At 74.1% G+C, this 26,988-nt stretch carries 24 protein-coding genes and 1 tRNA gene; 9 read left to right on the top strand and 16 right to left on the bottom strand.

Going from position 1 to position 26,988, the window contains the following annotated elements; all coding sequences use genetic code 11:
- Positions 1–164 precede the first annotated feature (164 nt).
- The 5 genes from ehuA to AC069R_RS01175 form a co-directional block, all read right to left on the bottom strand.
- On the bottom strand, positions 165–950 hold the full coding sequence (gene ehuA / locus AC069R_RS01195) for an ectoine/hydroxyectoine ABC transporter ATP-binding protein EhuA (protein WP_478763460.1): 786 nt from the start codon (positions 948–950) through the stop codon (positions 165–167).
- Positions 940–1,590, bottom strand: coding sequence for an ectoine/hydroxyectoine ABC transporter permease subunit EhuD (gene ehuD / locus AC069R_RS01190; RefSeq protein ID WP_478763458.1), 651 nt, complete (start codon positions 1,588–1,590; stop codon positions 940–942). The genes ehuA and ehuD overlap by 11 nt, the downstream gene beginning before the upstream one ends.
- Positions 1,587–2,306, bottom strand: a complete 720-nt coding sequence (gene ehuC, locus AC069R_RS01185) for an ectoine/hydroxyectoine ABC transporter permease subunit EhuC (RefSeq protein WP_478763456.1) — start codon at positions 2,304–2,306, stop codon at positions 1,587–1,589. Before ehuC ends, ehuD begins: the two co-directional genes overlap by 4 nt.
- Entirely contained in the window at positions 2,303–3,217 is a 915-nt protein-coding gene (gene ehuB, locus AC069R_RS01180) for an ectoine/hydroxyectoine ABC transporter substrate-binding protein EhuB (RefSeq protein WP_478763454.1), read from the bottom strand. The genes ehuC and ehuB overlap by 4 nt, the downstream gene beginning before the upstream one ends.
- Before the next feature lie 235 nt (positions 3,218–3,452).
- On the bottom strand, positions 3,453–4,451 hold the full coding sequence (locus AC069R_RS01175) for a D-2-hydroxyacid dehydrogenase (RefSeq protein WP_478763452.1): 999 nt from the start codon (positions 4,449–4,451) through the stop codon (positions 3,453–3,455).
- A 240-nt stretch (positions 4,452–4,691) separates the two neighbouring features.
- On the opposite strand from AC069R_RS01175, the gene AC069R_RS01170 reads away from it, so the two are divergent.
- Both AC069R_RS01170 and AC069R_RS01165 read left to right on the top strand, forming a co-directional pair.
- Positions 4,692–5,423: a maleate cis-trans isomerase family protein gene (locus tag AC069R_RS01170; protein ID WP_478763450.1), complete on the top strand. Its 732-nt coding sequence runs from the start codon at positions 4,692–4,694 to the stop codon at positions 5,421–5,423.
- 152 nt (positions 5,424–5,575) lie between these two features.
- Positions 5,576–6,685, top strand: a complete 1,110-nt coding sequence (locus AC069R_RS01165; RefSeq protein WP_478763688.1) for an LLM class flavin-dependent oxidoreductase — start codon at positions 5,576–5,578, stop codon at positions 6,683–6,685.
- Positions 6,686–6,761: 76 nt separating this feature from the next.
- On the opposite strand, the gene AC069R_RS01160 is transcribed toward AC069R_RS01165, so the two are convergent.
- Positions 6,762–8,564 carry a putative bifunctional diguanylate cyclase/phosphodiesterase gene (locus tag AC069R_RS01160; protein WP_478763449.1) on the bottom strand — a complete coding sequence of 601 codons (1,803 nt, stop codon included), beginning with the start codon at positions 8,562–8,564 and terminating at the stop codon, positions 6,762–6,764.
- A gap of 323 nt (positions 8,565–8,887) precedes the next feature.
- Here AC069R_RS01160 and AC069R_RS01155 point away from each other — a divergent pair, with 323 nt between their 5' ends.
- The gene (locus AC069R_RS01155) at positions 8,888–10,147 is read left to right on the top strand and encodes a M6 family metalloprotease domain-containing protein (RefSeq protein WP_478763447.1); all 1,260 of its coding nucleotides are present in this window, start codon (positions 8,888–8,890) and stop codon (positions 10,145–10,147) included.
- Between the two features lie 141 nt (positions 10,148–10,288).
- Here AC069R_RS01155 and AC069R_RS01150 read toward each other — a convergent pair.
- From AC069R_RS01150 to AC069R_RS01120, 7 genes are all read right to left on the bottom strand, one after another.
- A tRNA-Lys gene (locus AC069R_RS01150) sits at positions 10,289–10,362 on the bottom strand.
- Entirely contained in the window at positions 10,353–10,895 is a 543-nt protein-coding gene (locus tag AC069R_RS01145; RefSeq protein WP_478763445.1) for a hypothetical protein, read from the bottom strand. Before AC069R_RS01145 ends, AC069R_RS01150 begins: the two co-directional genes overlap by 10 nt.
- Positions 10,896–11,042: 147 nt before the next feature.
- Complete coding sequence (locus AC069R_RS01140) at positions 11,043–11,411, bottom strand: hypothetical protein (protein WP_478763443.1); 369 nt, start codon at positions 11,409–11,411, stop codon at positions 11,043–11,045.
- Between the two features lie 448 nt (positions 11,412–11,859).
- A complete protein-coding gene (locus AC069R_RS01135; RefSeq protein WP_478763441.1) occupies positions 11,860–13,197 on the bottom strand; it encodes an AAA domain-containing protein in 1,338 nt (445 codons plus the stop codon).
- Positions 13,194–14,783 carry a hypothetical protein gene (locus AC069R_RS01130; protein ID WP_478763439.1) on the bottom strand — a complete coding sequence of 530 codons (1,590 nt, stop codon included), beginning with the start codon at positions 14,781–14,783 and terminating at the stop codon, positions 13,194–13,196. Before AC069R_RS01130 ends, AC069R_RS01135 begins: the two co-directional genes overlap by 4 nt.
- Positions 14,774–15,970 (bottom strand): hypothetical protein, encoded by a 1,197-nt coding sequence (locus tag AC069R_RS01125; protein ID WP_478763437.1) that lies wholly within the window; start codon positions 15,968–15,970, stop codon positions 14,774–14,776. Before AC069R_RS01125 ends, AC069R_RS01130 begins: the two co-directional genes overlap by 10 nt.
- Positions 15,867–16,799, bottom strand: a complete 933-nt coding sequence (locus AC069R_RS01120) for a phosphatase PAP2 family protein (RefSeq protein WP_478763435.1) — start codon at positions 16,797–16,799, stop codon at positions 15,867–15,869. Before AC069R_RS01120 ends, AC069R_RS01125 begins: the two co-directional genes overlap by 104 nt.
- 238 nt (positions 16,800–17,037) lie before the next feature.
- Here AC069R_RS01120 and AC069R_RS01115 point away from each other — a divergent pair, with 238 nt between their 5' ends.
- Positions 17,038–17,634, top strand: a complete 597-nt coding sequence (locus AC069R_RS01115) for a histidine phosphatase family protein (RefSeq protein WP_478763434.1) — start codon at positions 17,038–17,040, stop codon at positions 17,632–17,634.
- A gap of 345 nt (positions 17,635–17,979) precedes the next feature.
- On the opposite strand, the gene AC069R_RS01110 is transcribed toward AC069R_RS01115, so the two are convergent.
- A complete protein-coding gene (locus AC069R_RS01110) occupies positions 17,980–19,452 on the bottom strand; it encodes a hypothetical protein (RefSeq protein ID WP_478763432.1) in 1,473 nt (490 codons plus the stop codon).
- Between the two features lie 266 nt (positions 19,453–19,718).
- Between AC069R_RS01110 and AC069R_RS01105 the strand changes: the two genes are divergently transcribed.
- Complete coding sequence (locus AC069R_RS01105; protein WP_478763430.1) at positions 19,719–20,126, top strand: hypothetical protein; 408 nt, start codon at positions 19,719–19,721, stop codon at positions 20,124–20,126.
- A 55-nt stretch (positions 20,127–20,181) separates the two neighbouring features.
- Entirely contained in the window at positions 20,182–21,051 is an 870-nt protein-coding gene (locus tag AC069R_RS01100) for a spermidine synthase (protein ID WP_478763429.1), read from the top strand.
- A 15-nt stretch (positions 21,052–21,066) separates the two neighbouring features.
- Here the strand turns inward: AC069R_RS01100 and AC069R_RS01095 are convergent, their stop codons facing one another.
- Entirely contained in the window at positions 21,067–21,582 is a 516-nt protein-coding gene (locus AC069R_RS01095; protein ID WP_478763427.1) for a hypothetical protein, read from the bottom strand.
- 119 nt (positions 21,583–21,701) lie between these two features.
- On the opposite strand from AC069R_RS01095, the gene AC069R_RS01090 reads away from it, so the two are divergent.
- From AC069R_RS01090 to AC069R_RS01080, 3 genes are all read left to right on the top strand, one after another.
- The gene (locus AC069R_RS01090; RefSeq protein ID WP_397985802.1) at positions 21,702–22,409 is read left to right on the top strand and encodes a response regulator transcription factor; all 708 of its coding nucleotides are present in this window, start codon (positions 21,702–21,704) and stop codon (positions 22,407–22,409) included.
- Positions 22,406–23,809, top strand: a complete 1,404-nt coding sequence (locus AC069R_RS01085) for a HAMP domain-containing sensor histidine kinase (protein WP_478763425.1) — start codon at positions 22,406–22,408, stop codon at positions 23,807–23,809. The genes AC069R_RS01090 and AC069R_RS01085 overlap by 4 nt, the downstream gene beginning before the upstream one ends.
- A 117-nt stretch (positions 23,810–23,926) precedes the next feature.
- Entirely contained in the window at positions 23,927–25,369 is a 1,443-nt protein-coding gene (locus AC069R_RS01080) for a glycoside hydrolase family 18 protein (RefSeq protein ID WP_478763423.1), read from the top strand.
- A 163-nt stretch (positions 25,370–25,532) separates the two neighbouring features.
- Here AC069R_RS01080 and AC069R_RS01075 read toward each other — a convergent pair whose 3' ends face one another.
- Positions 25,533–26,960 (bottom strand): GH1 family beta-glucosidase, encoded by a 1,428-nt coding sequence (locus AC069R_RS01075; RefSeq protein ID WP_478763421.1) that lies wholly within the window; start codon positions 26,958–26,960, stop codon positions 25,533–25,535.
- Positions 26,961–26,988 lie beyond the last annotated feature (28 nt).

Raw genomic sequence — 26,988 nt, 5'->3', positions numbered from 1 at the left:
CCGCCGGGGAGGGGGCGTTGACAAGTTCCCAGTCCGTCGTTCTCGTCCCGGCGGCCGCCTCAACTGCGGCGGAGGCCCGCTGGCATATGTCAAAGGCATGCCCCAGCGGCTGGACCTCGACCGTTGCCCCCGGACGCCACAGCACCGCCCTCACAGCACCGCCCTCACAGCACCGCGCCGAGGAATTCCCGTGTGCGGTCCTGCTCCGGCTCGCTGAAGATCTTCTCCGGCGGGCCCGACTCGATCACCCGGCCGCCGTCGAACATCAGCACCTGGTCGGAGATGTCCCGCGCGAAGCCCATCTCGTGGGTCACGCACAGCATCGTGATCTCGGTGCTGCGCGCGATGTCCCGCAGCAGGTCGAGCACGCCCGCGACCAGCTCCGGGTCGAGCGCGGACGTCACCTCGTCGAGCAGCAGCACCCGCGGCCGCATCGCCAGCGCCCGCGCGATCGCCACCCGCTGCTGCTGCCCGCCGGACAGCTGCGCCGGGCGCGCCCCGCACTTGTCGGTCAGCCCCACCAGCTCCAGCAGGTCCCGCGCCCGCTCCTCCGCCTCGTCCTTGGACAGCCCGAGGACTCGCACCGGCGCCTCGGTGAGGTTGCGCAGCACCGACATGTTCGGGAACAGGTTGAAGTGCTGGAACACCATCCCGATCTTCTTGCGCACCTCCCGGACCTGCTTCTCCGGGGCCGGGAACAGCGCTTCGCCGTCCACGGTGATGGTCCCCTCGTCCGGTTTCGCCAGGGTCATCAGGAGTCTGAGGATCGTGGTCTTGCCGGAGCCGGAGGGCCCGATCAGGGTCACGTGCCTGCCTGGCTGGACCGTGAAGTCCAGGTGGTCGAGGACGGTGTGGGCGCCGAACCGCTTGGTGACCTGCTCCAGGCGGATCAGCTCGGCCGGGGGCCGGTCGGCGGTGACGGCGGGCTGGGTACGGGTCTCAACGGACAAGGCGTCGCTCCAGGGCTCGCAGGAGAAGGGAGGCCAGGTAGGAGATGAGGACGAAGGCCACGCCGATCACGGTGAGCGGCTCGGTGAACTGGAAGCGCTGCTGGGAGAAGAACCGGGCCTGGCCCAGCATCTCCAGCACGGTGATCACCATCAGCATCGGCGTGTCCTTGAGCATGGAGATCACGTAGTTGCCCAGCGCCGGGATCACCCGGCGGATCGCCTGCGGCAGGATCACCGCGGTCCAGGTCCGCCGCCGGGGCAGGTTCAGCGCGGTCGCCGCCTCCCACTGGCCGGCGGGCACCGCCTCGATGCCGGCCCGGTAGACCTGCATGGTGTACGTCGAGTAGTGCAGCCCGATCGCGAAGACGCCGGTGGACAGCGCGGAGAAGGTCAGGCCCCACTCCGGCAGCACGTAGAAGAGGAAGAACAGCTGCACCAGCAGCGGGGTGTTGCGCACGAACTCCGTGATCACCCCGACCGGCCAGCGCACCCACCGGGTCGGCGCCCGCATCAGCAGCGTCCACACCAGGCCGAGGCTGAAGGACAGCAGTGAACCCAGCGCCAGCGCCTGGAGGGTGACCAGCAGGCCGTCCCGGAAGTGCGGCAGGAAGTCGCCCACCGCGTGCCAGTCCCACGTCATACGACACCACCGCCCACCCCGGTCGTCCGGGCCCGCTTCAGCACACGCGCCGCCGCTTCCGGGCCGGCGTCCCGGCCGATCCCGGCCTTCAGCCGCTTCTCCAGGGCGCGCATCAGCCGGGTCAGCACGAAGGCGATCAGGAAGTAGATGAGCAGCACGTACGTGTAGATCTCCGCGCTCTGCTGGAGCGCGAGGCGCACCAGGTTGGCGCTGAACGTCAGATCGCCCATGCCCATCACCGACACCAGCGCGGTGCCCTTGAGCAGCTCGATCAGCAGATTGCAGAAGGAGGGGATCATCTCCGGCACGGCCTGCGGCAGCACGATCAGCCGCATCCGCTGCGCCGGCGTGAAGCTCAGCGCGATCCCGCCCTCCCGCTGCGCCGGGTCCACCGCGTTCAGCGCGCCGCGCACGATCTCGGAGCCGTACGCGCCGTACGTCAGGCCGAGCGCCAGCGTGCCCGCCCACATCGGCACCAGCTGCCAGCCGAAGGCGATCGGCAGCACGAAGAACACCCAGAAGATCATCACCAGCGCGGAGGTGCCGCGGAAGACCTCGGTGTAGACGCCGGCCGCGAAGCGCACGATCCACCGGCGGTGGGTGCGCGCCAGGCCGACCGCGAAGGACACCGCGGCGGCCAGCAGCGCGCTGAACACCAGCAGTTGGACGGTGGTCCAGACGCCCTTGAGTACCAGTTCCCAGAGCCCCGAGGTCATCGCCCGCACAGCTCCTTCGCCGTCAGGTCCGTCATCTCGGCCTTGGTGAAGCCGAACGGCCGCAGGATCCGCAGCAGTTCACCGCTGCGCTTGAGCTCGTGGAGCTCCGCGTTGAACGCGTCCCGCAGCCGGGTCTCGGTCGGCCGGAACGCGAACGCCCCGCCGTCGATGTGCGGTTTGCCCTTGACCAGCGGCGCGAACGGCGCGGTCGCCTCCGCCTTGGCCGACTTCCTGACGACCTCGCGGGTGGTGACCGCCGTACCGGCGAACACGTCGACCCGGCCCGCCTCGACCGCGTTCAGGCCGGCCACCTGGTCCGGCACGATCAGGATGTCGCGCTGCCGGTAGCCCGCATCGACCGCGTACTGGATCTCGGCGTACCCGGTGCCGGTCGCGAACTTCGCCTTCTTCGCCACGACGTCCTGGTAGGAGTGCAACCCCTTCGGGTTCCCCTTGCGGACGATGAACGAATCCAGCATCTGGTAGTCGGGATCCGCGAAGATGACCTGCTTGCAGCGGTCGGCGTTGACGTACATGCCGGCCGCGACGACGTCGAACTGCTGGGAGTTCAGGCCGGGTATGAGCGAGCCGAACTCCGTCGGCACCGGCTGCACCCGGTCCACGCCGAGCCGCTTGAACACCGCCTTCGCCAACTCCGGTGCCTCACCGGTGAGACGGCCGTCCCTGTCGATGTACCCGAAGGGGATCTCGCCCGCGATGCCGAGCCGTACGACGCCCTGCGCGCGGAGCCGGTCGAGCAGTTCGCCGCCGTGCCGGCCCGCGGCGGCGACCCGCGTACAGCCCGTGGCCCCCAGTGCCCCGAGCGCCGCGATCGAGCCGAGCAGCGTCCGCCGGCTGGGTCTGTGTCCTGACCGAAAAGCGTGTCCGTCGTTCCCGTGTGGTGGAGCCATGGCGGCGCCGCTACCCTAGCCGATCCGAGGTATGCGCCCCGATTTCCCGGCCGGACGACGCGTCACCACCCCGCCCGGAACCCGCGAAGTGCCGTGACTGGTCCGGCTGTTGGCCGATCCGGGCCGCTGACCTGCGCGGCCACGGCACCGCCCCACCACCTAGCCGCGCCGCGCCCCAGCGGCCTGTCCCCGCTTCCCGCCCCTCACCTCCACACAACCCCCACCGTCCACCGGATCAGTGGCCGGGTACGTAACCGCGTTTCTTGTCGACCACGTTCAGCAGGGGCCGGCCCGCCGCCCAGCGCTCGTACAACTCCAGGAACTGGCGCCCCAGTTCGTCCCGCCAGCCCACCGTGTCCCCGCTCATGTGCGGGGAGACGATCAGCCCCTCCAGTTCCCACAGCGGGCTGTCGGCCGGCAGCGGTTCGGTGGCGAACACGTCCAGCGCGGCGCCGGCGATCCAGCGCCGGGCCAGAGCGTGGACGAGCGCCTCCTCGTCCACGAGGGCGCCGCGCCCCACGTTGACGAAGAACGCCGAGGGCTGCATCACGCCGAAGAGGTGGGCGCCGAACATGCGGTACGTCGCCTCCGTCAGCGGCGCCGCCGCGATCACCCAGTCCGCGCGGGAGACCAGCCGGTCCAGGTCGTCCGGGCCGTACACCCCGGTCCGCGGCACCCGCCCGACCAGCGCCGTCGTCACCCCGAGCGCCTTCAGCAGCCGGACGATCGCCCGCCCGACCGGCCCCGTACCGACCACACACGCCCGCGTGCCCGCCACCCGCCTGCTCTCCCGGTGCCGCCACACCCGCGCCCGCTGCTGCTCCAGGGTGCGCGGCAGCTCCTTGGCCACCGCCAGCACCAGAGCCGCCACGTACTCGGCGATCGGCTGCTCGAAGATCCCGCGCGCGTTGGTGACCACCGCCTCGGACGCGGCCAGCTCCGGGCACAGCAGATGGTCCACGCCCGCGCTCGCGGTGTGCACCCAGCGCGGCCGGGGCCCGGCGCCGGGCCATGCCTCGCGCACCGCGGTCGAGGTGAAGTCCCAGACCAGCAGCGCGTCCGCGTGCGGCAGCCGCTCGGCCAGGTGCGCCGCGTCGGTGTGCACGATCCGGGCCCGCCCGGTCAGCCGGCCGAGCCGGGGCGGCGGCTCGGCGTCCAGCACCAGCAGGGTGGGGACGCTCGCCGTACCGGACGGCTCCCGGCGTCCGGCGGGACGGCTCCCGACGTCCGACATGCGCGGCTCCCGGCGGTCCGTGGCGGGTGCGTGCCCGGACGCCCCGGAGGCACCCCTCCGACCGCCCGGACCGCACGGATCGACCACGCTCGCACCCCGGCCCACCCACGTCAACACGGTCGGCCGGCCATGGTGTGGGCCGCGCCGCCGAGGCTGGGTACCCGAGCCGTGGGACCGCACCGGGCGTCGCCGTGCGGGGCGTCCCGTACCAGTGCCCGAACGCACGCAGGAAGGACGGACATGACCGCACTCGGAGTCCTCTATCCGGGCCACTTCGCCGAGGACGACTATCCGCGCATCGAGCAGCTCCTGGGCAGCGACATCCGGGTGGACCTGGTCCACGCCGAGGACGGCGAGGACGCGCGCCGGGTCGAGGAACTGCGCGAGACGGGCTCCGCGGAGCGGCTCGGCGCGGGCATGGAGCGGCTGCGGCTCGCCGGCGCCGAGACCGTGGTGTGGGCGTCCACCAGCGGCGGTTTCGTGCACGGCTGGCAGGGCGCCCAGGACCAGGTGCGCACGCTGGCCCGGCTGGCCGGGATGCCCGCCTCCTCGACGTCCTTCGGCTTCGTGCACGCGGCCCGTGAGCTGGGGGTACGACGGGTCGCCGTCGGCGCCACCTACCCCGAGGAGATCACCGCGCTGTTCGCAGAGTTCCTGCGGGCCGGGGGCCTGGAGGTGACCGGGGCGCGCTCCTCGGGGATCGGCTCGGCCGCCGAGGCCGCCCGCTGGGGCGAGGAGGACGTGCTGACGCTGGCGCGGGCCGCGGACGACGCGGGCGCGGAGGCGGTGCTGCTGCCGGACACCGCCCTGCACACGGCCGCCCACCTCGGCCTGCTGGAGAAGTCCCTGTCCAAGCCGGTCCTCACCGCGAACCAGGTCACGGTGTGGGAGGGGCTGCGACTCGCCGACCGGCGGGTGAACGCGCCCGAGCTGGGCGCGCTGTTCACGAGGGAGCCGCTCGTCCAGGTCTGAGGGCCGCCCCCGGCGGGCGGAATAAGCGGGGAGGGCCACCTGTTACGACACTCCGGCACAGCTCACGCCGGAACCAGGAGGCCCCCACCGTGTCCGCAGACGAGGCAGCTCAGGCGCGCGAGAACCACGCGGTGGCGCGGGAGGATCACGCGGTGGCGCACGAGGACCGCGCGGTCGCGGACGGCATCCGGGGCACGGCGCACGGCACCGCGCCCGTCCCGCTCTCCGTCCTGGACCTGGTGACGGTCGGCGCGGGCCGCACCGCCACCGACGCGCTGCGCACCAGCGTCGAGCTGTCCCGCCTCGCCGAGGCCCGCGGCTTCCACCGGTACTGGGTGGCCGAACACCACTCGATGCCGGGCGTCGCCTCGTCCTCGCCGGCCGTGATCCTCGCCCACCTCGCCGCCCACACCGAGCGCATCCGGCTCGGCTCCGGCGGCGTGATGCTGCCCAACCACGCCCCGCTGGTGATCGCCGAGCAGTTCGGCACGCTGGAGGCGCTGGCCCCGCGCCGGATCGACCTCGGCCTCGGCCGCGCCCCCGGCACCGACGGCGCCACGGCCGCCGCCCTGCGCCGCAGCGACACCCTGCACGAGGGCGCCGACGACTTCCCCGAGCAGCTCGCCGAGCTGATCCGCTTCCTGGACGACGACTTCCCCGACGGCCACCCCTACCGGCGCATCCACGCGATCCCCGGCCCGGTGCAGGGCAGCACCGCGGGCGGGGTCCAGTCCCCGCACCGCCCGCCGGTCTGGCTGCTCGGCTCCTCCGGGTTCAGCGCCCAGCTGGCCGGCATGCTCGGCCTGCCGTTCGCCTTCGCGCACCACTTCTCCGCGCAGAACACCATCCCCGCGCTCGACCTGTACCGGGAGACCTTCCGCCCCTCCCCGGTGCTCGCCGAGCCGTACGCCCTCATCGGCGTCTCCGCCCTCGCCACCGACGAGGAGCGCGAGGCCCGCCGCCAGACCCGCGCGATGGCCCTCAACATGCTCCGCCTGCGCATGGGCCGCCCCGGACTCTTCCCCGACCCGGCGCAGGCCGAGAGTCAGGAACTCGGCGCCATGGAGGAGGAGTTCATCGCCTCCTGGTCGGCCAACGTGGTGCACGGCACCGCCGACGAGGTGCGCTCCGGCCTGAACGACCTCCACAAGCGCACCGGCGCCGACGAGTTGATGATCACCACGCACGCCCACCGCGGCGAGGTGCGGGTGCGCTCGTACGAACTCATCGCGGACGCCTACGAGTTGCCGACGGCCGGATAGCCCCTACGGCACCGCACGCCCCGCCCTCGCGGGGTGGCGGTGCGGCCGTCCTCAGGGAGTGGCGGTGCGGCCCTCCTCACGTGGTGGCGGTGTACGCCCGTGCCCCCAGCAGCTCGGAGATGCGGTCCGGCGGCACCGGGCGGGAGTACAGCCAGCCCTGGCCGGTGTCGCAGCCGATGCGGCGCAGCCGGGTGGCCTGGGCGGAGGTCTCCACGCACTCGGCGGTCACCGTCAGGCCCAGCCGGTGGGCCAGCTGGATCATCGCCTCCACGATCACCTCGTCGGCCGGGTTGGGCGCCACCCCCTTGGGCGTCTCCTCGTACTGGAAGCCGCGGACGAAGGAGCCGTCCAGCTTCAGCGCCGAGACCGGGAGTCGGCTGAGGTAGGCGAGGTTGGAGTAGCCGGTGCCGAAGTCGTCGATGGCGATGCGCACCCCCATGTCGCTCAGGGCCTGCAACGCCTGGAGCGGGCGGCCCGCCGAGCCCATCACCGCGGACTCGGTCAGCTCCAGCTGGAGCAGATGCGGGGCCAGTCCGGTGTCCGACAGGGTCTGAGCCACGTCCGCCACCAGGTCCGAGTCCCACACCTGGCGCACGGCCACGTTCACGCTGACGAAGATCGGCGGCTCGCCGGGGTGGGCCTGCTGCCAGCGGCGGGCCTGCCGGCAGGCGGTGACCAGCGCCCAGCGGCCGAGCTGCACGATCGAGCCGTCCTCCTCGGCCAGCCCGATGAACCGATTCGGCGTCAGCGTGCCGAACTGCGGATGGTGCCAGCGCACCAGCGCCTCCACCCCGGACAGACGGCCGTCCTCCATGCCCACCAAGGGCTGGTATTCCAGGGCGAATTCACCCCGCTCGATGGCGGGCCGCAGGGTGGAGGACAGGGCCTGCCGGGTCATCCGGTGCGCGTTGCGCTCGGGGTCGAACAGCGTCCAGCGGCCCTTGCCGTCGGCCTTCGCCCAGTAGAGCGTCGTATCCGCCGCCTGCATCAGACCGGTCGCCGTGGTGCCCGCCGCATGGCGCTCCACGACCCCGATGGACGCCGTCAGCGACAGCCGCTGCCCGGCCAGGTCGAAGGGCTCCTGGAGGGCCGCGAGCGCGGACTCGGCGAGGTCGGCGAGCTGTTCGGTGCCGGTGGAGTCCTCCACCAGCAGCGCGAACTCGTCCCCGCCGAGCCGGGCCACCAGGGGGGGCGCGGCGCGGGCGTACCCGGCGTCGTCGGCGACCCTGGTCAGCCGCTCGGCCGCGGCGGCGAGCAGCCGGTCCCCGACGCGATGGCCGAGGGTGTCGTTGACCGCCTTGAACCCGTCGAGGTCCAGGTAGCACAGCCCGATCCGGCCGGTGCCGCCGCGCTCGTACGACTCCGCCTCCAGCGCGGCCGTCAGGCGCTCGAAGAACAGGGTGCGGTTGGGCAGCCGGGTCACCGGGTCGTGCATCTGCAAGTGCCGCAGCCGCGCCTGGAGTTCACGGCGGGCGCTGATGTCGGCGGCGGACAGCAGCACGCCCGCCCCGCCGTCGGCCAGCGGGACCACGGTCAGCTGCACCCACACGGTGTTCCCGGCGGGGCGCTTCAGCCTGCGGGTGCAGCGCAGCCTGGCCTGCCGCCCGCTCAGCACCTCCCGGTAGGCGTGCCAGGAACGGGCGTCGGCGGCCAGGTCCACCAGCTCCGCGGCGGACCGGCCGGTGAGGGTGTCGCAGTCGGTGCCGAGCAGCTCGCCGAAGGCCGGGTTCGCGCGCAGGACGAATCCTCCGCGGTCCACGACGGCCATGGCGAGCGGCGACGCTCCGAAGACACGGTCGTAGGTGATGTGATCACTGTCTGTGACGGCTGACCGGTCGAGGTCTGCCGCGGGCGTCGGCCCTTCGGACGTTCCGCTCACCGCTCGCTCCCGCAGTGCACTCGATCTCTGTCCGTGCCGGAAAGTGTGCCGATCATAGAGGCTGGCCCCAGGCCCTTCCAGCCATCATCCAGTGTCCCGGACCGGACAGACTTTCTGACAGATCGTTTCTGCCCGCACCTGGACGGGTTATTGAGCCCGTCGACCAGTTGTGACGTTCCGTGAGTGAATCGGGGCTGACGAGCGCCGTAGTGCGCCGGGCGCCCAAATGGGGAGCGCTCACCCTTCTGGTGCAGACAAACAGGGCATCGAGTGGCGAAACCGAGCAATCTGGGTGCGGGTCTGTCGAACCGCGTCCGGAGGTCATGTCCGTGCCCCTGCTGCGCAGCACCGCCGCCGTGTGCACCACGTTGTCGGCGGTGGCCGCGACCTCGATCTTCACCGGCCCGTCGGTCGCCGAGCCCTTCTCCACCGCCCCCTGTGCCCTGCACCGCACCGAGGCCCACCACTCCGAGGGCGTCGACACCTGGGACTCCGACTACACCCGCCCCACCCGGACGCTGGACGCGGTGATGGTCTTCCTGTCCTTCCCGGACGGCACCCCGCGCACCACCCCGGCGGAACTGACCGCCGACCACTTCCCGGAGACCAGCCGCTACTTCGAGCAGGCCTCCTACGGCAGGTTCACCCTGCGACCGCATCCGCTGACGCACTGGCTGCGTATGCCCCGTCCCTCGACGGCGTATGCCATACGGCGGGACTGGGCCGCCGAGGACCGGGCCGCCTATCTGAACGACGCCTTCAAAGTGGCCGACAAAGTCGTCGACTTCTCCCGCTACCAGGTGGTGTACCTGGTCGCCGACCCGGACGCGCCCGGCGTGGACTCCGACGCCACCAAGGTCGTCAACCTCGACACCCCCCTGCATGTGGACGGCACGGATGTACGACGGGTCGTCACGGTGTTCGAGAAGCATCCGCCGGACCGGCTGGTTCTCGCCCATGAGACCGGCCATGTCTTCGATCTGCCCGACCTCTACCACCGCCCGGCCGACGGCAAGGGCGACTGGGACACGTACGTCGGCGACTGGGACCTGATGGGCAGCCAGTTCGGGCTCTCGCCGGACCTGTTCGCCTGGCACAAGTGGCGGCTCGGATGGCTGGACCCGCGCCAGGTGATGTGTGTACGCGGCACCGGGCCGACCCGGATCACCCTGGAACCCCTCGCCGCGGGGCCCGGCATCCCGGTGCAGGGCACCGGCGGGGCGCCCGCGTTCGGGCTCGGCGGCGGGGTGAAGCTGGCCGTGGTGCGCACCGGGGCCGACAGCGCCCTCGCCTTCGAGGCCCGCACCGCCGCCGGCAACGACCGCGCCACCTGCCGCGAGGGCATCCTCGTCTACCGGGTGCGCAGCGGCGCGGAATCCGGCGGCGGCCCCATCGAGGTCGTCGACGCCCACCCGCACACCTCGGCCTGTCCCGACGACTCCGTCTACCCGCCCCTGGCCGACGCCCCCGTGGCCCTGGGCGAGAGTTTCACCGTGCCGGGGCAGGGCGTGAAGGTCGAGGTGGAGGACCGGACGGCCTCGGGGGCGTGGACGGTGAAGATCACGCAGAGGATCAGAGGCTGACCCCTCGGCCGGCGTCCACCCGGCCGACCTCGCGGGGGCGTGGGTGGCGGGGCCCCCGCACCGCGCGGCGGAGCCGCGCGAAAACAGCGATGGCGAGTCCGGACCGTGTTTTCACGGTCAGAACTCGCCATCGCCATCGCGTGCGCCGCCAGGGACTCGAACCCCGGACCCGCTGATTAAGAGTCAGCTGCTCTAACCAACTGAGCTAGCGGCGCCTGCTGACGTCGTAGACCTTAGCATCCTGGTCGGCGGGAGGAAAAATCGATATCCGCACCGCCGCGCGGGCCGCCCGCACCGCCGCCCACAGCAGCACCTCCGGGCCCGGCAGCCAGGGGTGACGCGCGTCCGGGGCGACCAGCCAGCGGGGGTCGGCCGAGGCGTCGCCGTCGGGTGCCGGGACGGTCACCGCGTCGCCCGTGCCGTGGCAGAGCAGGGGCGGTACGGCGGCGGCCCGGTGCGAGCCCCACTCCTCCCAGGCCAGCAGCGAGGGCAGCCGGTGGGCGGTGCCGGGGGCGCAGAACAGCAGCATCCGGCCACGGGACATCGCGACCGGGCCCGAGCCGGGGCCGTCGTCCCAGAGCCGGTCCAGCATCCGGCGGCCGAAGACGGCCGGGGCGCTCACCACGTCGAAGACGGTGCCGCAGGGCAGGACGGCCGGGGCGGGCGCGCGCCGCGGGTAGGTCCCGGCCGAGGCGAGCCAGGCGGCGCCGTCGGAGGTGACGCGGGTGACGTTCGGTGTACCGCTCATGCCGTACAGATCTACCGGCGGTGAGCAACCGGTTCTGCTGAGTTGCGGAAAACCGGGACAGGTGGTGGGGGAGAGGAGTATCTTGCCCGCCTGGCATATGCCAGGCGAGGATCACGTCGGCTTATCACACGACGGATCGGGCGCGGGTCACACGGGATCGGCGGTGGTCCGGCCCTCGCTGTTACCGCGCATCAGGTCCCGGCCGAACTCGACCATGCGCTTGGCATAGTCCTCGGTCCACTCCGCGCGCTCGGCGATGTCGGCGGTGGTCAGCCGGTCGAACCGGCGCGGGTCGGCGAGCTGGGCCGCGGCGATGGCCTGGAACTCCACGGCACGGTCGGCGGCCGCCCGGAACGCCTGGCTCAGCTCCGTCGCGCGGGACAGCAGCGCCCGCGGGTCCTCGATGGACTCCAGTTGGAAGAAGTGCTCGGGATCGGCGGCCGCTTCCGCGGGCTCGAAGATCAGGGGCGCGGGGCGTAGCCGCGGTTCGTTCCGACGCGGCGTGGGCTCCGCCATGTCTTCATCTCCTCCTCGTACGGCTCTGCTGCCGGACCCGGCGGGTCTGCCGGGCCACCGTCCATTGTCCCGCGTGCACAAGGGCGCTGCCGCGGTGCCGCCGGCTGTGGGGTGCTGCCGTGGTGGGCGGGGTGGTGCCGTGGCCTTCTGCGGGTCCGTTGTGGCTGGTCGCGCAGTTCCCCGCCCCCCTGGGGGGTTTGCGGTGCCGCCGGCCGGAGGGTGCTGACGCTTCCCCGCGCTCCTGGGGGGTTGCGGTGCGGTCGGTTGTGGGGTGCTGGCGTGGTGGGTGGGGGTGGTGTCGTGGGCTTCTGTGGGTCCGTTGTGGCTGGTCGCGCAGTTCCCCGCGCCCCTGGGGGGTTGCGGTGCCGCTGGCCGGAGGGTGCTGACGCTTCCCCGCGCTCCTGGGGGGTTGCGGTGCGGTCGGCTGTCACGGCTCCCGGAGGGATGCTCACGGTCGCCAGCGCACCCGGTGTTCCGCCAGATGCGCCAGTACCGCGTGGTTCGCCTCCCAGCCGTCGGGGAACTTGACCAGGGTGCCCAGGGGGACCGGTTCGGTGGAGGGGTAGTCGTCCAGGAGGTCGGTCACGCCCTCGCGGCAGACCACGATGCAGGCGTGGCGGTGCCGGGAGGCGAGGACGCACAGGCGGCCGGTCTCCAGGTGGAAGGCGGTGGCGTCGGGGCGGCCGGAGAGCGGGTGCAGGACGACCGTGACGTCGTACTCGCGGCCCTGGAGCCGGTTCGCCGTGTCGACCGTCACGTCGGGGACGCCCAGGTCCGCCAGCGCGGAGCGCACCGCGGCCGCCTGGTCGCGGTGCGCGGTGCCGACGGCGATCCGGGCGGCGGTCAGCGGTGCCGGATCGGGTGAGCCCTCGGAGAGCGCCGCGCCGCCCCGGTCCAGCAGCCGCCGGACCACCGCCGCCACCGCCCGCACCGCCTCCGGGTCGGTGCGCGGGGTGTGCCGGGCGGGCAGCTCCAGCAGGCCCCAGCCGGAGGCGGCCGCCTCGTCGATCACCCGGTCCGGGCCCGAGCCGTCGGAGGGCACCGCGAAGCCGAGCCGGCGGTCACCGGGCCCGGTGCCGCTGCGGAACGGGGTGTACGGGTAGAACGCGTCCGAGACCAGCGGCGCCGCGGAGGCCGGCAGCCGCCAGGAGACCGGCAGCCGGTGCTGCGGCAGCCGGGGGTTGTGGGCCAGCAGCGTGGTGACGGCGGAGGCCGAGGGGTCGTACGACAGCCCCGCCCACTGCTCGCTGCCGACGATCGCGAACGGGTCCAGCTGGCCGGGGTCGCCCACGAACAGCGCCCGCTCGAACAGGCCGGCGACCGCGAGCAGGGAGTCCGAGCGCATCTGGTACGCCTCGTCCACGATCGCGTGCCGCCAGGGCTCGTCCACCGTCACATGCGCCCACTTCGCGGCCGTGGACAGCACCACCGGCAGCCCCGCGAGATCGGCCGCCTTCGCCGACGTACGCACCTGGGGCAGCTCGTCCAGCGCCTTGTCGTACGCGTCCGCGTCGCTGCTGTGCAGCCGCCCCACCGGCAGCTCCGGGTTCTTCCCGGCGAGGCGCAGCACCAGGTCGTCCACCTGCGCGTTGGTCTGCGCCACCACCATCAGCGGGCGCCCCGCGTCCGCGAGTTCGAGTGCCGCCCGCACCACCAGCGTGGACTTGCCCGCGCCGGGCGGCGAGTCGACCACCACGCCCCGCTCGGTGCCGTGCAGCGTGTCGTGGAGAATCGCGTCCGTGGCGCGCGCTGCGGCGGCTCCGGGGTCCGCCTCGACGGTCGTCACAGCACGTCCTCCTCGGTGATCGGATCGGCGGCCTCCGCCACGGCCTCGCCGGGCGGCCCGCCGTGCGTCCACGGGGTCTGCTCCGGGTCGGGCAGCTTCGCCCCGCCGCGCTGCTCGTGCTCGAAGAGGGTGAAACAGACCCGCTCGCCCTTCTCCGGCACCGAGCCCGGCTCCGGCTCCTTGCCGCGGCCCATCTTGTCGAGGACGCGCAGCACGACCGCGTCCTCGGCCGCCCGCTCCACGAACTCCGCCGACTGCGGCCGGCCGGCCAGCGAGCGGTACACCTTGACGCGCTCACCGAGCTGCGGCCGGTCGTCGGTGCGGACCGTCACCAGCGGGCGCGGGCTCGGCCGCTTGCCCTCGCTGTACGCCATGACGACCTCGATCACCTCGCCCGCGAACGCCTCCCCGGCCAGCCGCCGCCCCGCCATCACCAGCGGATCGTCCAGCGCCTCCTGCGCCTCCAGCCGGGCCTGCTCCCGCTCGCGGGCGGCCAGTTTGCTCGCCGCCGTCACCGCGTCGTCCCGGCGCGGCTGCGGGGGCTCCCCGGCCAGCACCCGGTCCCGGTGCCCGGTGAACGACCAGCGGTCCCGCACCCAGCGCTCCCCGGCATGCCCGCCCTCCGGCAGCGCCCGCAGCAGGTCGAGGCCCCGCCACACCGCGTCCCAGGTCGGCCGGGTCTGGCCCTCGATCAGGTCGCGGATCTCCCGCTCGGCGCGGGTGAGCGCGGCCAGCCGGTCGTCGGCCTCCAGCGGGTCCTCGGCGGCGGCGAGGGCGGTACGCGCCCGGTCGTACCGCTCGATCGCCGGGGCCAGCCGCTTGTTGTCGAACGCCGGGTCGGTGGCGGGACCGGCCGGCGGGCACCGCAGCTGCCCGGCCTCGTCACGCGCCAGCTCCGCCGCCCGCGCGGCCTCGGCGCCGCTCATCCCCTCCGGGGGGTCGATCCAGGCCAGCAGCGCGCCCAGGTGCTGGTCCTCCAGGCCCGACTGGCCGGTCGCCCAGTGCCGGGAGAGCACATCGGTGAGGGCGAGCAGCAGCGCGGAGCCGGGGACGCGGGCCCGCTCCCCGTAGTGGGTGAGCCAGCGCCCGAGCAGCGGCACCCGCGGCGGCGCCGGATAGGGGGCCTCCGGGTCCTGTTCCGCGGTGCGGCGAAAGCGCATGGAGCGGCCGAGCAGCCGTACGAACTCCAGGCCGGCGCGGCTCGGCACGATCAGCTGGGGCGCGTCCGCGCACAGCTCCGTCGCCACCTTGACCCGCTTGCCGGTCTCCGGGTCGGTCTCGGTGCGCTCGGCGGCCTCCACCTCGGTGGCGTAGGAGTCGATGTACGGCAGGATCACGTCGGCCAGCTCGGCGAGGAACGCGAACCGCAGCTCGCGGTCGCGGGGCTGCGGTACGACCAGCAGCCGGGGCGCGTCCCGGTCGGTGCCGACCAGCGCGCCGAGCGGGGCGCCGGCCTCGCCCGCGGTGGTGAGCGGCACGAACACCAGCGGACGGCCGGACAGATGCCGGTGCCGCACGGTCGCGGCGGCCTGGGCCCGCCCGCTGCCGACGGCCTCCAGGCGGGCGAGGGTGTCGATCAGCGACATACGGCGGCCACCTCCCGGTCACGGGCCTCCTGGAGGGCCTCGGCGCGCAGGGCCGCCGCCCGGCGCAGGGCCGCGACCGCCGGATCGTCCGGGTCGCCCAGCTCGCCGTGGGCCGCCGCGAGGACGTCCCCGACCGTGGTCAGGCCGCCCAGCTCGGCGCGCAGCGGCCGGCCGAGCGGGGTGACCGCGCCGGCCGCGCGGGCCCGCTCGCGGCAGTGGAAGGCCAGTTCGCAGGCGGACAGGCACTCGGGCGCGTACGTCGCCGGGACCGCCGCCACCGCGGCCGTCAGCTCCTCGGGGTCCCGGTCGGGCGCGAAGCAGGTGCCCTCGGGCAGGGAGCCGGCGATCTCCTCGATCCGGGTGAGCCGGGCGAGCTGCCGAGCGGTGACCGCCCGCTGCTTGCGCACGTCCACGGCGGAGCCGGCCGGCAGGTTCGAGAAGTCCTTGGGGCACACCAGCAGCACCTGGTGGCGCACCCGCGGGGCGGGGTCGAGCCGGGCGGCCACGTCCTCCAGGGCGAGCACGTACACCGCGGCCTGCCGGGCGGCGGCGCCCACCTTCGCCGGGTCCGCGGAACCGTCCAGCATCGGGAAGGACTTGATCTCCACCACGGACCAGCTGCCGTCCGGGTGCACCACCACCGCGTCCGGCTCCAGGAACGCGAGCGAGCCCGCCACCTCCAGGGCGAGCATCGGGTGGTCCAGCAGCGTCCAGCCGCCCGCGCGGGTGGCCTCGCGCAGCGCGAGCGCCGTACGCGCCGTACGGCCCTCGGGGCCCTGGGCGGTCAGGTCGGGCACCGCGGCGGACACGGGCGGCTCGGCGGCCGGGTCGAGGCGGGTGTGCGCGAGGCGCAGCAGCTCGGCGCCGCCGTCGGCCTTCACCTTCGCCTCGAACGCGTTGCCGCGGGTCAGCGCGAACTGCGACTGGCCGAAGCCGGAGGGCGCCCCGAGCGCGCTCGCCAGCCTGGCCTTGTCCACCCCGGCGCCGTCCAGGATCGCCCGTCTGCGGCAGCCGGGGTTGGCGGCCAGCGCCGCGAGGGCGCGGGCGTCCAGGGCCTTCGCCGGTACGCCGGGGCCGCGCAGCTCAGCGAGCCGGTGCCGGAGCCCCGTCGCCCGCGTCCGTGGGGGAGGGGTCCGGCTCGGCTCCGGCGCCGGGCCGCGACTCGCGCTGCCGTGGAATTCGCTCACCCGCGGAAGTCTGGCATCCGCCACTGACAATCGGGGAACTTCCGGCCGCGGAGCCCTTGAACAGGCGGGCGCGGACCAGGTCGACGGCCCGCAGCACGCGCGGCGCGAGCAGGTGGCCGACGCCCATCACGGCGACGCCGGCGAGCGCGTCCAGCAGGTAGTGGTTGGCGGTGCCCATGACGACCAGCGCGGTGCCCAGCGGATAGAGCACGCCCAGGACCTTGGTGAGCCGGTTGCCGCCGTGCCGCCACAGCATCAGCCCGCACCACAGCGCCCAGCCGACGTGCAGGCTCGGCATCGCCGCGTACTGGTTGGTCATGCCGCCCAGGCCGCGCGGGGCGCTGGCGTCGCCGCCCCACCAGCCGTAGGAGCTGTAGTGGGCCATGGTGTCCACGAAGCCCTGGTCGGCGGCGAGCAGCCGGGGCGGGCAGGTCGGCACCAGGGTGAAGCCGATCAGTCCGATGAACGTGGACGTCATCAGCCAGGCGCGGGCCCGCCGGTAGTGCTCGGCGCGGTTGCGGAACAGCCAGACGAGGATCGCGGGCGTGACCAGGTAGTGCAGCGAGGCGTACCAGAAGTCCGCGGGTATTCCGAGCCAGGGCTCGCGGGTGAACAGGCGGTTGAGGGGGTGCTCGGCGTTCAGGTGGAGCAGCTTCTCGGCGCGCAGCAGGGCCAGGCCGTGGTCCACGGCGTCGTCGACGTCGCCGCGCACCAGGAGGCGGCCGGCCGAGTAGCAGCCGTAGACCAGGACGAGCAGCGGCAGCTCGGTCCACCAGCGCAACCGGGTGCGGGGCGCCACCTCGGTGCCCGGTGTCTCGGTCTGCGGCATCCGATCGCCCTCCCCCTTCTGCGGTACGGCCACCCGGCGGGCGACCGTGCCACTTTACGGTGTCCTTCCGCGGCCCACGCGGGTGCTCCGGAGCTCGCCCGGCGGTGGGCGGCCCCGGCCCAGAAAGACGCCGGGACCGGGCGCGGGGTTGCCCCGCAAGGGTGAGCGATGATGGAGGGGCCGACTCTTGTTGTTCCTGTGGCGTCTTCTGGGCGTCCGTCTCCCGGAAAGGTCCCCCATGGCACCGCGCATCCTGCTGGCCCGGCACGGACAGACGGCATGGTCGCTGTCCGGCAAGCACACCGGCAGGACCGATGTGCCGCTCCTGGAGGAGGGCCGGCACGGCGCGAAGCTGCTCGGCGAACGCCTGCACCGGGCGCCGCTGGACGGGCTGCCCGGCGTGGCGGTGCGCACCAGCCCGCTCGTGCGCGCCGCGGAGACCTGCGCGCTGGCCGGGTTCGGGGAGCGGGCCGAGACCTGGGACGCGCTGATGGAGTGGGACTACGGCGCGTACGAGGGCCTGACCCCGGCGGAGATCCGGGCCGTCCGCCCCGGCTGGCTGATCTGGCGCGACGGCGTCCCCGAAGGGGAGAGCGTCGCGGAGGTCACCGCCCGCGCGGACGAGGTCGTCACCTGGGCCCGCTCCGCCGACCGGGACGTCCTCCTCTTCGCCCACGGCCACATCCTGCGCTCCCTGGCCGCGCGCTGGCTCGGCTTCCCGCTGGACTTCGGCGCCCGTATCCGCCTCAACCCGACGTCCCTGTCGATCCTGGGCTGGGCGTACGGCGAACCGGCACTGGAGAGCTGGAACGACGTGGGTCACTTGGCGGGCTAGGAGCCAACACCCCTCCGGGGGCGCGGGGCCGGGCCCGATCCACGGCTGCGCTGCGAGCCGGGGCCGATCTATGGCTCGCTCCGGGCCGGGGTCCGATCTACGGCTCGCTGCGGGCCGGGGCGAGCCATGGCTCCGCCGCGGGCAGGGTCCGACCCACGGTTCCGGCGCGTGGGCGCGACAGGCCGCTTACAGCCCGCGGGCCGACGACGGCAGCCTCCCGCCTCGTCCACCAGCCCCGGCCTCGTCCACCAGCCCCGGCCGCTTCCATCAGCCCCGCGGCTTCCATCAGCCCCCCGGCCGTTTCCGTCAGCCCCCTGCCGCTTTCGTCGGCCCCCGGCCCCTCCGTCACGCTCCCGCCACCCTCGGATACGCCTTGTGCCGGTCGAGGAAGTCCGAGACCCCCGCCGCCCGCCGGTGCGGCAGCAGCACCCGCGCGGTGCCCGCCAGCATCGTCTGGATGCGCGACGACTGCACCTGGTCCAGGAGCGACAGCACCCGCATCCCCGCCTCCGCCGCCTCGTCCGGCCGGCCCTCGCGCGCGAGGTCGTCCGCGAGTTCCGCCGTATACAGGGCGATGTTCCGGGTGAAATGGGGGTCCTGGAGGTCCGCCGCCCGCCGGGCGTGCCGGGACGCGCGCGGCCAGTCGCCCAGCATGGACCAGCACTGCGCCTCCAGCCCCTCCAGCTCGGCCTCGCCGTAGAAGCTCATCCACTCGGGGTCCGCCTCGGAGCGCCCCCGCGCGAACAGCGCCTGCGCCCGCGCGAGCGCCCGCGCGCAGCCGGTGCGGTCGGCCAGCCCCGCCCAGCCGCCCGCCTCCCGCAGCGCCAGCAGCGAGTTCAGCCGGTCGGAACCGAGCGACCGGGCCGCCCGCTGCGCGGCCTGCGCGGCGCGCACCGCCTCCCGCGGCCGGCCCGCGTCCCGCGCGAGGAACGCGGTGTTGCAGAAGGCATGCGCCTCCAGCCCCTCGTCCCCGGTCATCCGGGCCGTGGCCAGCGCCTCCGCGTAGTGCGAGCGCGCGTCGTCGAAACGGCCGGAGTCGTGCGCCAGCCAGCCCACGGAGATGGCGAGTTCACCCGCGCCCGTGTGCAGCCGCTCGACGGTGGCCTGCCGGGTCGCACCGGCGTCCAGCAGCGCGTACGCCGCGCGCAGGGGAGCCGCCGCGCGCCGGTAGAGGCCGTCCGCGCCGTGCCGGTCGTCCAGCAGCCGGATCCGGCGGACCGCCTCCTCCAGGGCCGTTGCCTCGGTGCTGCCGGGCCGGCGCGAGCGGCGGGGCGCGGGCACGGCGTCCGGGGTGAGCCGCAGGGGGCCCAGGGCGGCGGCCACGGTGGCGCCCCCGCCGGTCATGAATGCGCGACGCAGCACGTCGCTCTCCTCGTGGTTCGGATGGTCGTACGGGTACGGTCCCTGGGGGCCGTACGCCTCGTGCGGGTCATACGGGTCGTGCTGGTCCGGCGGCTCGATCGCGTCGCCGCCCGCCACGGCGGCGGCCTCCCGCACGGCGGGAGACGGCGTGGCCGTACGCGCCGCGCGGCCGCGGACGGACGCGCGGGGCGCGAAGCCGAGGTCGGCGAGCGTACGACCGGGGAACATGTGCAGGAACACCCGCTCGTAGGCGTAGTTCGGGCAGCGGATCTCACCCGCCTCGACCCGCCCGACATAGCGCGCGTCACAGCTCACCCGCTCACCGATCTCCCGCGCGGCCCGCCGCACCAGCGCCGCGAACTCGGCCGGTGAGCGCCGGCCGCGCAGCCGCCGGAAGGCGAGGTTCGGCCGGGGTGGCCGTTCGGGCTGTGACGAGGTCACGGTAGACGACGCCATGGCCGGGTCCTCTCGTGCGAACCGTCGAACCATGCCGGTGCCGGGGCGGGTTCGGGACATGGCGCCCGAGTGGTGCCCTGGTTCCGGCGAGCAAGAACGTACCGGCTGTGAGGGTCCCGCCACGCTGGGTTTGGCCACAAAAGCGGATATCTCATCCGCGAACTGCCATGAAGTGCCATCCTTTGCGGCGCACTTGTGCCGTAGCCGTTGACAGGTTGGCGCGTTGAACATGTTGACCGCGACAGTGCTGTGTGGTGGAGGCGGGCATGCAGACCAGCCAGAGCAAGAAACCGTGTACCCCGCCGCTGTCGCCCGGCTCGGGCGACACGGTGTGCGACCTGGTGACCGTACCGGCCCGGCAGGGCCTCGAAGCGGTCGACATCCTGCGGCGCGGTGCCGCGGACGCGGTCGGACCGGTGCTGCACGACGACGACCGCGACACCCTCGGCTTCCTGGTGCCCGCCGGCACCGCGGCCGGCTGGGACGTGCCGGGCAGCACCTGCACCCAGACCAACGGGCGCGGGCTGCGGCTCGCCCCGGAGCCCCCGGTCGCGGGCGCCGACTGGCTCCTGCCCCCCGGCGACGACGCCGACCTCGCCACCGACCCGGTCGTGCTGCGCAAGGCCCTCGGGGAGGCGGCGCGCCTGATCGAGGCCGCCGACAACTGCCGCTGACACGTCTACCGCGGGGAGCTGCGAATCCCCCGCGGGGACCTGCGAAAATGGCCGGATGGGCAGGTCCGGGAACCCGCGGCGCGCAGCGGCCGCCGCCACCGCCGTCGAGGAAACCGTCGACGGCGGTCTCGCGCGGCTCGTCCCCGACCCGGACCGGAGCCGGGCCTGGACGCTGCTGATCGACGGGGCACCCCAGTCGCACGTCGACCTGGACGACCCGGCGTACCTCTCCTTCGAGTACCAGCGCCGCCTCGGCCATGTCATCGACCTCGCCGCCCCGCCCGGCAAGCCGGTGCACGCCGTCCACCTGGGCGGCGGCGCGTTCACCCTCGCCCGCTACGTCGCCGCCACCCGGCCCCGCTCCACCCAGCAGGTCGTGGAGCGCGACGCGCGTCTGGTGCAACTGGTCCGCCGGGAGCTGCCGCTGGACCCCGGCGCCCGGATCCGGGTGCGCTCGGCGGACGCCCGTGCGGGTCTCGCCAAGGTGCCCGACGGCTGGGCCGATCTGATCATCGCCGACGTCTTCAGCGGCGCCCGCACCCCCGCCCACCTCACCTCCACCGAGTTCCTGGACGAGGTCCGCCGCGCCCTGAAACCCTCCGGGATCTACGCCGCCAACCTCGCCGACGGCCCGCCGCTCGCCCATCTGCGCGGCCAGATCGCCACCGCCGCCGCCCGGTTCGGCGAACTCGCGCTGATCGCCGACCCGGCCGTGCTGCGCGGCAAGCGCTTCGGCAACGCGGTCCTGGTCGCCGCCGACCTGCCGCTGCCGCTCGCCGAACTCACCCGGCGCGCCGCCTCCGACCCGCACACCGCACGCGTCGAACACGGCCGCCCGCTCACCGACTTCACCGGCGGCGCGCCGCCGGTCACGGACGCGGCGGCCGTGGACTCCCCGGCGCCGCCGCCCTCCGTGTTCCGCTGAGCCCGGCCGGCCGCCTCAGTAGGTGCCGATGTCCACGTGCGGCGGACCGTCGTGCCAGGCGCAGAACACCGACACCCGGTCCGTGCCCCGGCTGAACTCCACCCGGATCCACGTCTGCGTCTTCCACACCTGCATCGACCAGCCGGCCCCCGGCGTCGCCGAGACGAGCGTGGCATCGGCCGCGCCCAGCTCGAACACCGCACGGCCGCCGTCGGTGTCGTACGCCCTGACTTTGCCGGAGGCGGTGGCGGAGGGGGCGGGGCGGGAGCGGGGGCCCGGCGAGCGGTGGACGGTCGCCTCGGCGGAGCGGGACGGCGGCGGGGGCGCGGAGGGCGACGGGGACGGCCGCGGGCCCGGAGCCGTGGCCGACGTCGCCATCGTCGTCGGGGCGGGCGCCGGCCCGACCGGCAGCGCGCGCGGCGGGGCGGGCGCCGTCCCGGCCATCACCGTGTGCACGCCCCACCACGACAGCGTGACCGCCGCGCCCGTCGCGAGCAGCCAGGCCAGTGCGTGAACGAGTCCTCTGCGCATCGCGGTCCATCCTGCCCCACCGGTCCCGCGGGACCCACCGGCCGGCGCCGGTTGTCCACAGCCGGGGAGTTGTCCACAGGCCCGCACCGGGTTCCCGCGCATGGCGTACGGTGCGGCGCATGGCAAGTCTGCTCGTGGTCGAGGACGACCAGTTCGTACGCTCCGCGCTCATCCGGCAGTTGACCGACGCCTCGCACACCGTGCGCTCCGTCGGCACCGCGCTGGAGGCGCTGCGCGAGGTCGCCCACCACCGTTTCGACGTGGTCGTCCTGGACCTCGGACTGCCCGACCTGGACGGCTCCGAGGCCCTGAAGATGCTGCGCGGCATCACCGACGTGCCGGTCATCATCGCCACCGCGCGCGACGACGAGGCGGAGATAGTCCGGCTGTTGAACGCGGGCGCGGACGACTACCTGACCAAGCCGTTCTCCGTCGGCCACCTGTGCGCCCGGATCTCGGCGGTGCTGCGCCGCGCCCGCGCCACCGGCGGCGAGGACCCGCCCTCCAGCGTGCTGCGGGTCGGCGGGCTGACCGTGGACCCGCTGCGCCGCCAGGCCGAGCTGGACGGCACCCGGCTCGACCTCACCCGCCGCGAGTTCGACCTGCTCGCCTTCCTCGCCGGACGCCCCGGCGTCGTCGTCCCGCGCAGAGAACTGCTCGCCGAGGTCTGGCAGCAGTCGTACGGCGACGACCAGACCATCGACGTCCATCTGTCCTGGCTGCGCCGGAAACTGGGGGAGACGGCGGCCCGGCCGCGCTATCTGCACACGCTCCGCGGCGTCGGCGTGAAGCTGGAACCCCCGGCGGACGTGGAGCCGCCGCGATGAGGTGGGCCCTGGTCAAGGTCTGCCTGGCGGTCACCACCATGGTCGTCGTCGCCTTCGCCGTGCCGCTCGGCCTGGTAGTCCGGGAGATGGCCCGCGACCGTGCCTTCGCGGGCGCCGAGCGGGAGGCCGCCGCCGTGGCGCCCGCGCTGTCCATCACCACCGACCGGGACGAACTGGAGCGCGTGGTGGCCGCCGCCGGCGCCGACTCCCACCTGGCCGTCCACCTGCCCGCCGAGGGCACCCGCGCCGCCCTCGACATAGGCGCCGCCCACGCCACCGGCCACGACATCCGGGCGGTACGACACCTCGGCCGGGCCTCCACCACCACCGTCACCGGCGGTTTCGCCCTGCTCCAGCCGGTGGCGCTCGGCTCCGGCGCGATCGCCGTCGTCGAGGTGTACGTCCCGGAGTCCGAGGTGACCCACGGCGTCGGCACCGCCTGGGCCGTGCTGGCCGGGGTCGGCCTCGCGCTGATCGTCGGCTCGGTCGCCGTCGCCGACCGGCTCGGGGTGCGCATGGTGCGGCCCGCGCGCCGGCTGGTCGAGGGCGCGCGGGAACTGGGCGAGGGCGAGCTGGGCGCACGCGTGCCGGAGGAGGGCCCGACCGAACTGCGGCTCGCGGCCGTCGCGTTCAACTCCATGGCCGACCAGGTCGTCCGGCTCCTCGCGAGCGAGCGGGAGCTGGCCGCCGACCTCTCCCACCGGCTGCGCACCCCGCTCACCGTCCTGCGGCTGAACGCCGCCTCACTGGGCGCCGGACCGGCCGCCGAGCAGACCCGCGCGGCCGTCACCCAGCTGGAGCGGGAGGTGGACACCATCATCCGCACGGCACGGGAGGCCAAGCCCCAGACGGCCGCGCCCGGTCCCGGCGCCGGGTGCGACGCGGCCGAAGTGGTGGGCGAGCGGATGGAGTTCTGGTCCGCGCTCGCCGAGGACGAGGGCCGCGCCTGGCGGGTGGCCGGGGTGGACCGCCCGGTGCGGATACCCGTGGCCCGCGCCGACCTGGCCGCCGCGCTCGACGCCCTGCTCGGCAATGTCTTCCGGCACACCCCGGAGGGCACCGCCTTCGCGGTGGACGTGCACCAGGGCGAGGACGCGGTGATCGTGCTGGTCTCCGACGCGGGCCCCGGCATACCCGACCCCGAGGCGGCGCTGGCCCGCGGCCGGGGCTCCGGGACCACGGGCTCGACCGGGCTCGGCCTCGACATCGTGCGCCGGCTCGCCGAGTCCACCGGCGGCGACGTCCGCATCGGCGCCTCGGTGCTCGGCGGCAGCGAGATACGCATCCGCTTCCAGCGGGACCCGCGCGGGCCCCGGCGCCGGGGACACCGGGGTGCCGTGCGACGGCGCGGGGCACGCCGGCTGGTCTCGACCTTTAACCGGCCCCGATCCCTTCCTTAAGCGAAGCCTAAGGACCGGGGCGGCCGCCCGCATCAAGCGGTTTGCCCGATTCCGGCTCGCTAGCGTGCTGCCGCACCACACCCCCACACCCCGTGACGAACGAAGGCAGGCACGCGCATGAGCACGCACCGGCGCAGCATCAGTGGCAGGAACAAGGCGATAGGCGGCCTCATCGCCGCGGCCGTGGTCGGCGGCGCCGCGCTCCTGTTCACGGGCACGGCGAACGCGGCGGGGGTGAACGCCGCCTACACCCGGACCAGCGACTGGTCCACCGGCTACACCGGCCAGTACGTCGTCACCAACACCAGCACCCAGCAGGAGAAGACCTGGACCCTGGAGTTCGACCTGCCGGCCGGGGCGAAGCTGTCCTCGCTGTGGAACGGCACCTCCAGCGTCAGCGGGAGCCATGTCACGGTCCGCCCCGCGAGCTGGGACACCACCGGTCTCGCCCCCGGCAAGTCGGTGACCGTCGGCTTCGTGGTCGAGGGCAGCGGCGCCCCGACGGGCTGTCGTATCGACGACAGCTCCTGCTCCACCGACGACGGCCCGGCCCCCGAGCCGAGCGGCCGCCCCACCGAGACCGGGACCCCCACCCCGGCCCCCACGCCCACCAAGACCACCAGCCCCGCCCCCACGCCCACCACGAGCACCGGTTCCGGCACCACAGCGTCCGCCGGGTTCGCCCCCTACGTGGACACCTCGCTCTACCCGGCCTTCGACCTCCTCGGCGCCGCCGACGCCACCGGGGTGAAGAACTACAACCTGGCCTTCATCACCGACGGCGGCGGCTGCACCCCCAAGTGGGGCGGCGTCACCGATGTCACCAGCGACGCCGTGGCCGCGCAGATCGGCGCCCTGCGCGCCAAGGGCGGCGATGTCCGGGTCTCCTTCGGCGGCGCCAGCGGCTCCGAGCTGGCCACCACCTGCTCCTCCGCGGACGCGCTCGCGGCGGCGTACGGCAAGGTGATCGACGCGTTCAAGCTGACCAAGGTCGACTTCGACGTGGAGGGCGGCGCGCTGCCGAACACGGCCGCCAACACCCGCCGCGCCCAGGCCATCGCCAAGCTCCAGGCCCAGCACCCCGGCCTGGACGTCTCCTTCACCCTCCCGGTGATGCCCGAGGGCCTCACCCAGGACGGCGTCAACCTGCTGTCCAACGCCAAGGCGAACGGCGTGCGGACCGGCACCGTCAACATCATGGCGATGGACTACGGCTCCTCGTACAGCGGCGACATGGGCGGCTACGCCGAGCAGGCCGCGACCGCCACCCAGGCCCAGGTCAAGAGCGTGCTCGGGCTCTCCGACGCGGCCGCCTGGAAGACCGTCGCCGTCACCCCGATGATCGGGGTCAACGATGTCTCCACCGAGACCTTCACGGTCGCCGACGCCACCCAACTCGCGGGCTTCGCCACCGCCAAGGGCCTCGGCGGACTGTCCATGTGGTCCGGCGCCCGCGACCAGCAGTGCCCCGGCGGCCCCAAGCCCTCCGCCGACCCCACGTGCAGCTCCGTCGCCCAGGACAAGTGGGCGTTCTCGAAGGCGTTCGCCGCCTTCAAGTAAGACACGGGCACGAGCACGAGCACGGGCACGGACCCGAGCCAGGGGCGCGGCGCCACTCCGCCGCGCCCCTCGCGCACGCCCCCACCCAGGCGCCCTCGCGCACGTGCCCCCGCGCGGACGCCCGCACGCGCCCCCGCCCCCGTGGTCGGCCCCCCCGGTCAGCTCACGCCGCGTCCACCGGCGGCAGTTGGCCCGTCCGTGCCGCCCGGCTGTACCAGTGGGCGCTCGACTTCGGGATGCGCTCCAGGGTCGTGTAGTCGACGTACACCGCGCCGAACCGCTTGCCGTAGCCGTACGCCCACTCGAAGTTGTCCATCAGGGACCACAGGTAGTAGCCGCGCACATCGGCCCCGTCCGCGATGGCGCGCTCCACCTCGGCGAGGTGGGCGCGCAGATACGCGATGCGCTCGGGGTCGTGCACCCGGCCCTCGGCGTCCGGCTTGTCGTCGTAGGCCGCGCCGTTCTCCGTGATGTACAGCCGCAGCCCCGGAGCCTCCCGCGAATAGCGCATGACCAGCTCGTACAGGCCGCTCGGGTCGATGGTCCAGCCCATCTCGGTGCGCTCGCCCGGCGTCTGGTGGAACAGCACGTCGTCGGCGCCCGGCCAGGGGGAGTGCTCGCTGGCGCCGTGGCCGTCCGCGCGCGGGCCCGCGACCTCGCCGGGGGCGGCCGAGACCAGCGCGGGGGTGTAGTAGTTCAGGCCCAGCGCGTCCAGCGGTGCCCTGGCCGCGGCCAGATCGCCGTCCCGCACGAACGACCAGTCGGTGATCCGGGCGGTCGCCTCCAGCAGCGTGGCGGGGTACGCCCCGTGCAGCATCGGTCCGTGGAAGACGCCGTTGGCCAGGTCGTCGATGCGCCGCACCGCCGCCAGGTCGGCCGGGTCCGGCGTGAGCGGCCGTACCACCGAGGAGTTGAGGCTGACCGCGATCTGGTTGCGGGCCGGCATCACCGAGCGCAGCGCCGACGCGGCGAGCCCATGGCCCAGGTTGAGGTGGTGCGCGGCGCGCAGCGCGGCCACCGGGTCGGTACGGCCGGGGGCGTGCACCCCGGAGCCGTAGCCCAGGAAGGCGCTGCACCAGGGCTCGTTGAGGGTGATCCACTGCTCCACCCGGTCGCCCAGCGCCTCCCCGACGAGCTGGGCGTACTCCGCGAACCGCAGCGCGGTCTCCCGCTCCGGCCAGCCGCCCGCGTCCTCCAGCTCCTGCGGCAGGTCCCAGTGGTAGAGGGTGATGGCGGGCCGGATGCCGTGCTCCAGCAGGTCGTCCACGAGCCGGCGGTAGAAGTCCAGGCCCACCTGGACCGCGGGGCCCCGGCCGGTCGGCTGCACCCGCGACCAGGAGACGGAGAACCGGTAGGCGTTCAGGCCGAGGCCGGCCATGAGCGCGACGTCCTCGCGGTAGCGGTGGTAGTGGTCGACGGCGATGTCACCGTGGTCACCGCCCGCCGTTCTGCCCGGCGTATGGCTGAACGTGTCCCAGATCGAGGGGGTACGGCCGCCCTCCCGCACCGCTCCCTCGATCTGGTACGCCGAGGTCGCACAGCCCCAGAGGAAGTCGGTCGGGAAGGTGACGGGGGTGAGGGGTTCGGACATGGAAGCGCTCCCATGAGAGTTGGAGGGA

The organism is Streptomyces sp. NPDC043952 (genome assembly GCF_056435325.1).
The sequence above is the reverse complement of the archived record's forward strand: the minus strand, read 5'-3'. Positions and strand labels throughout refer to the sequence as shown.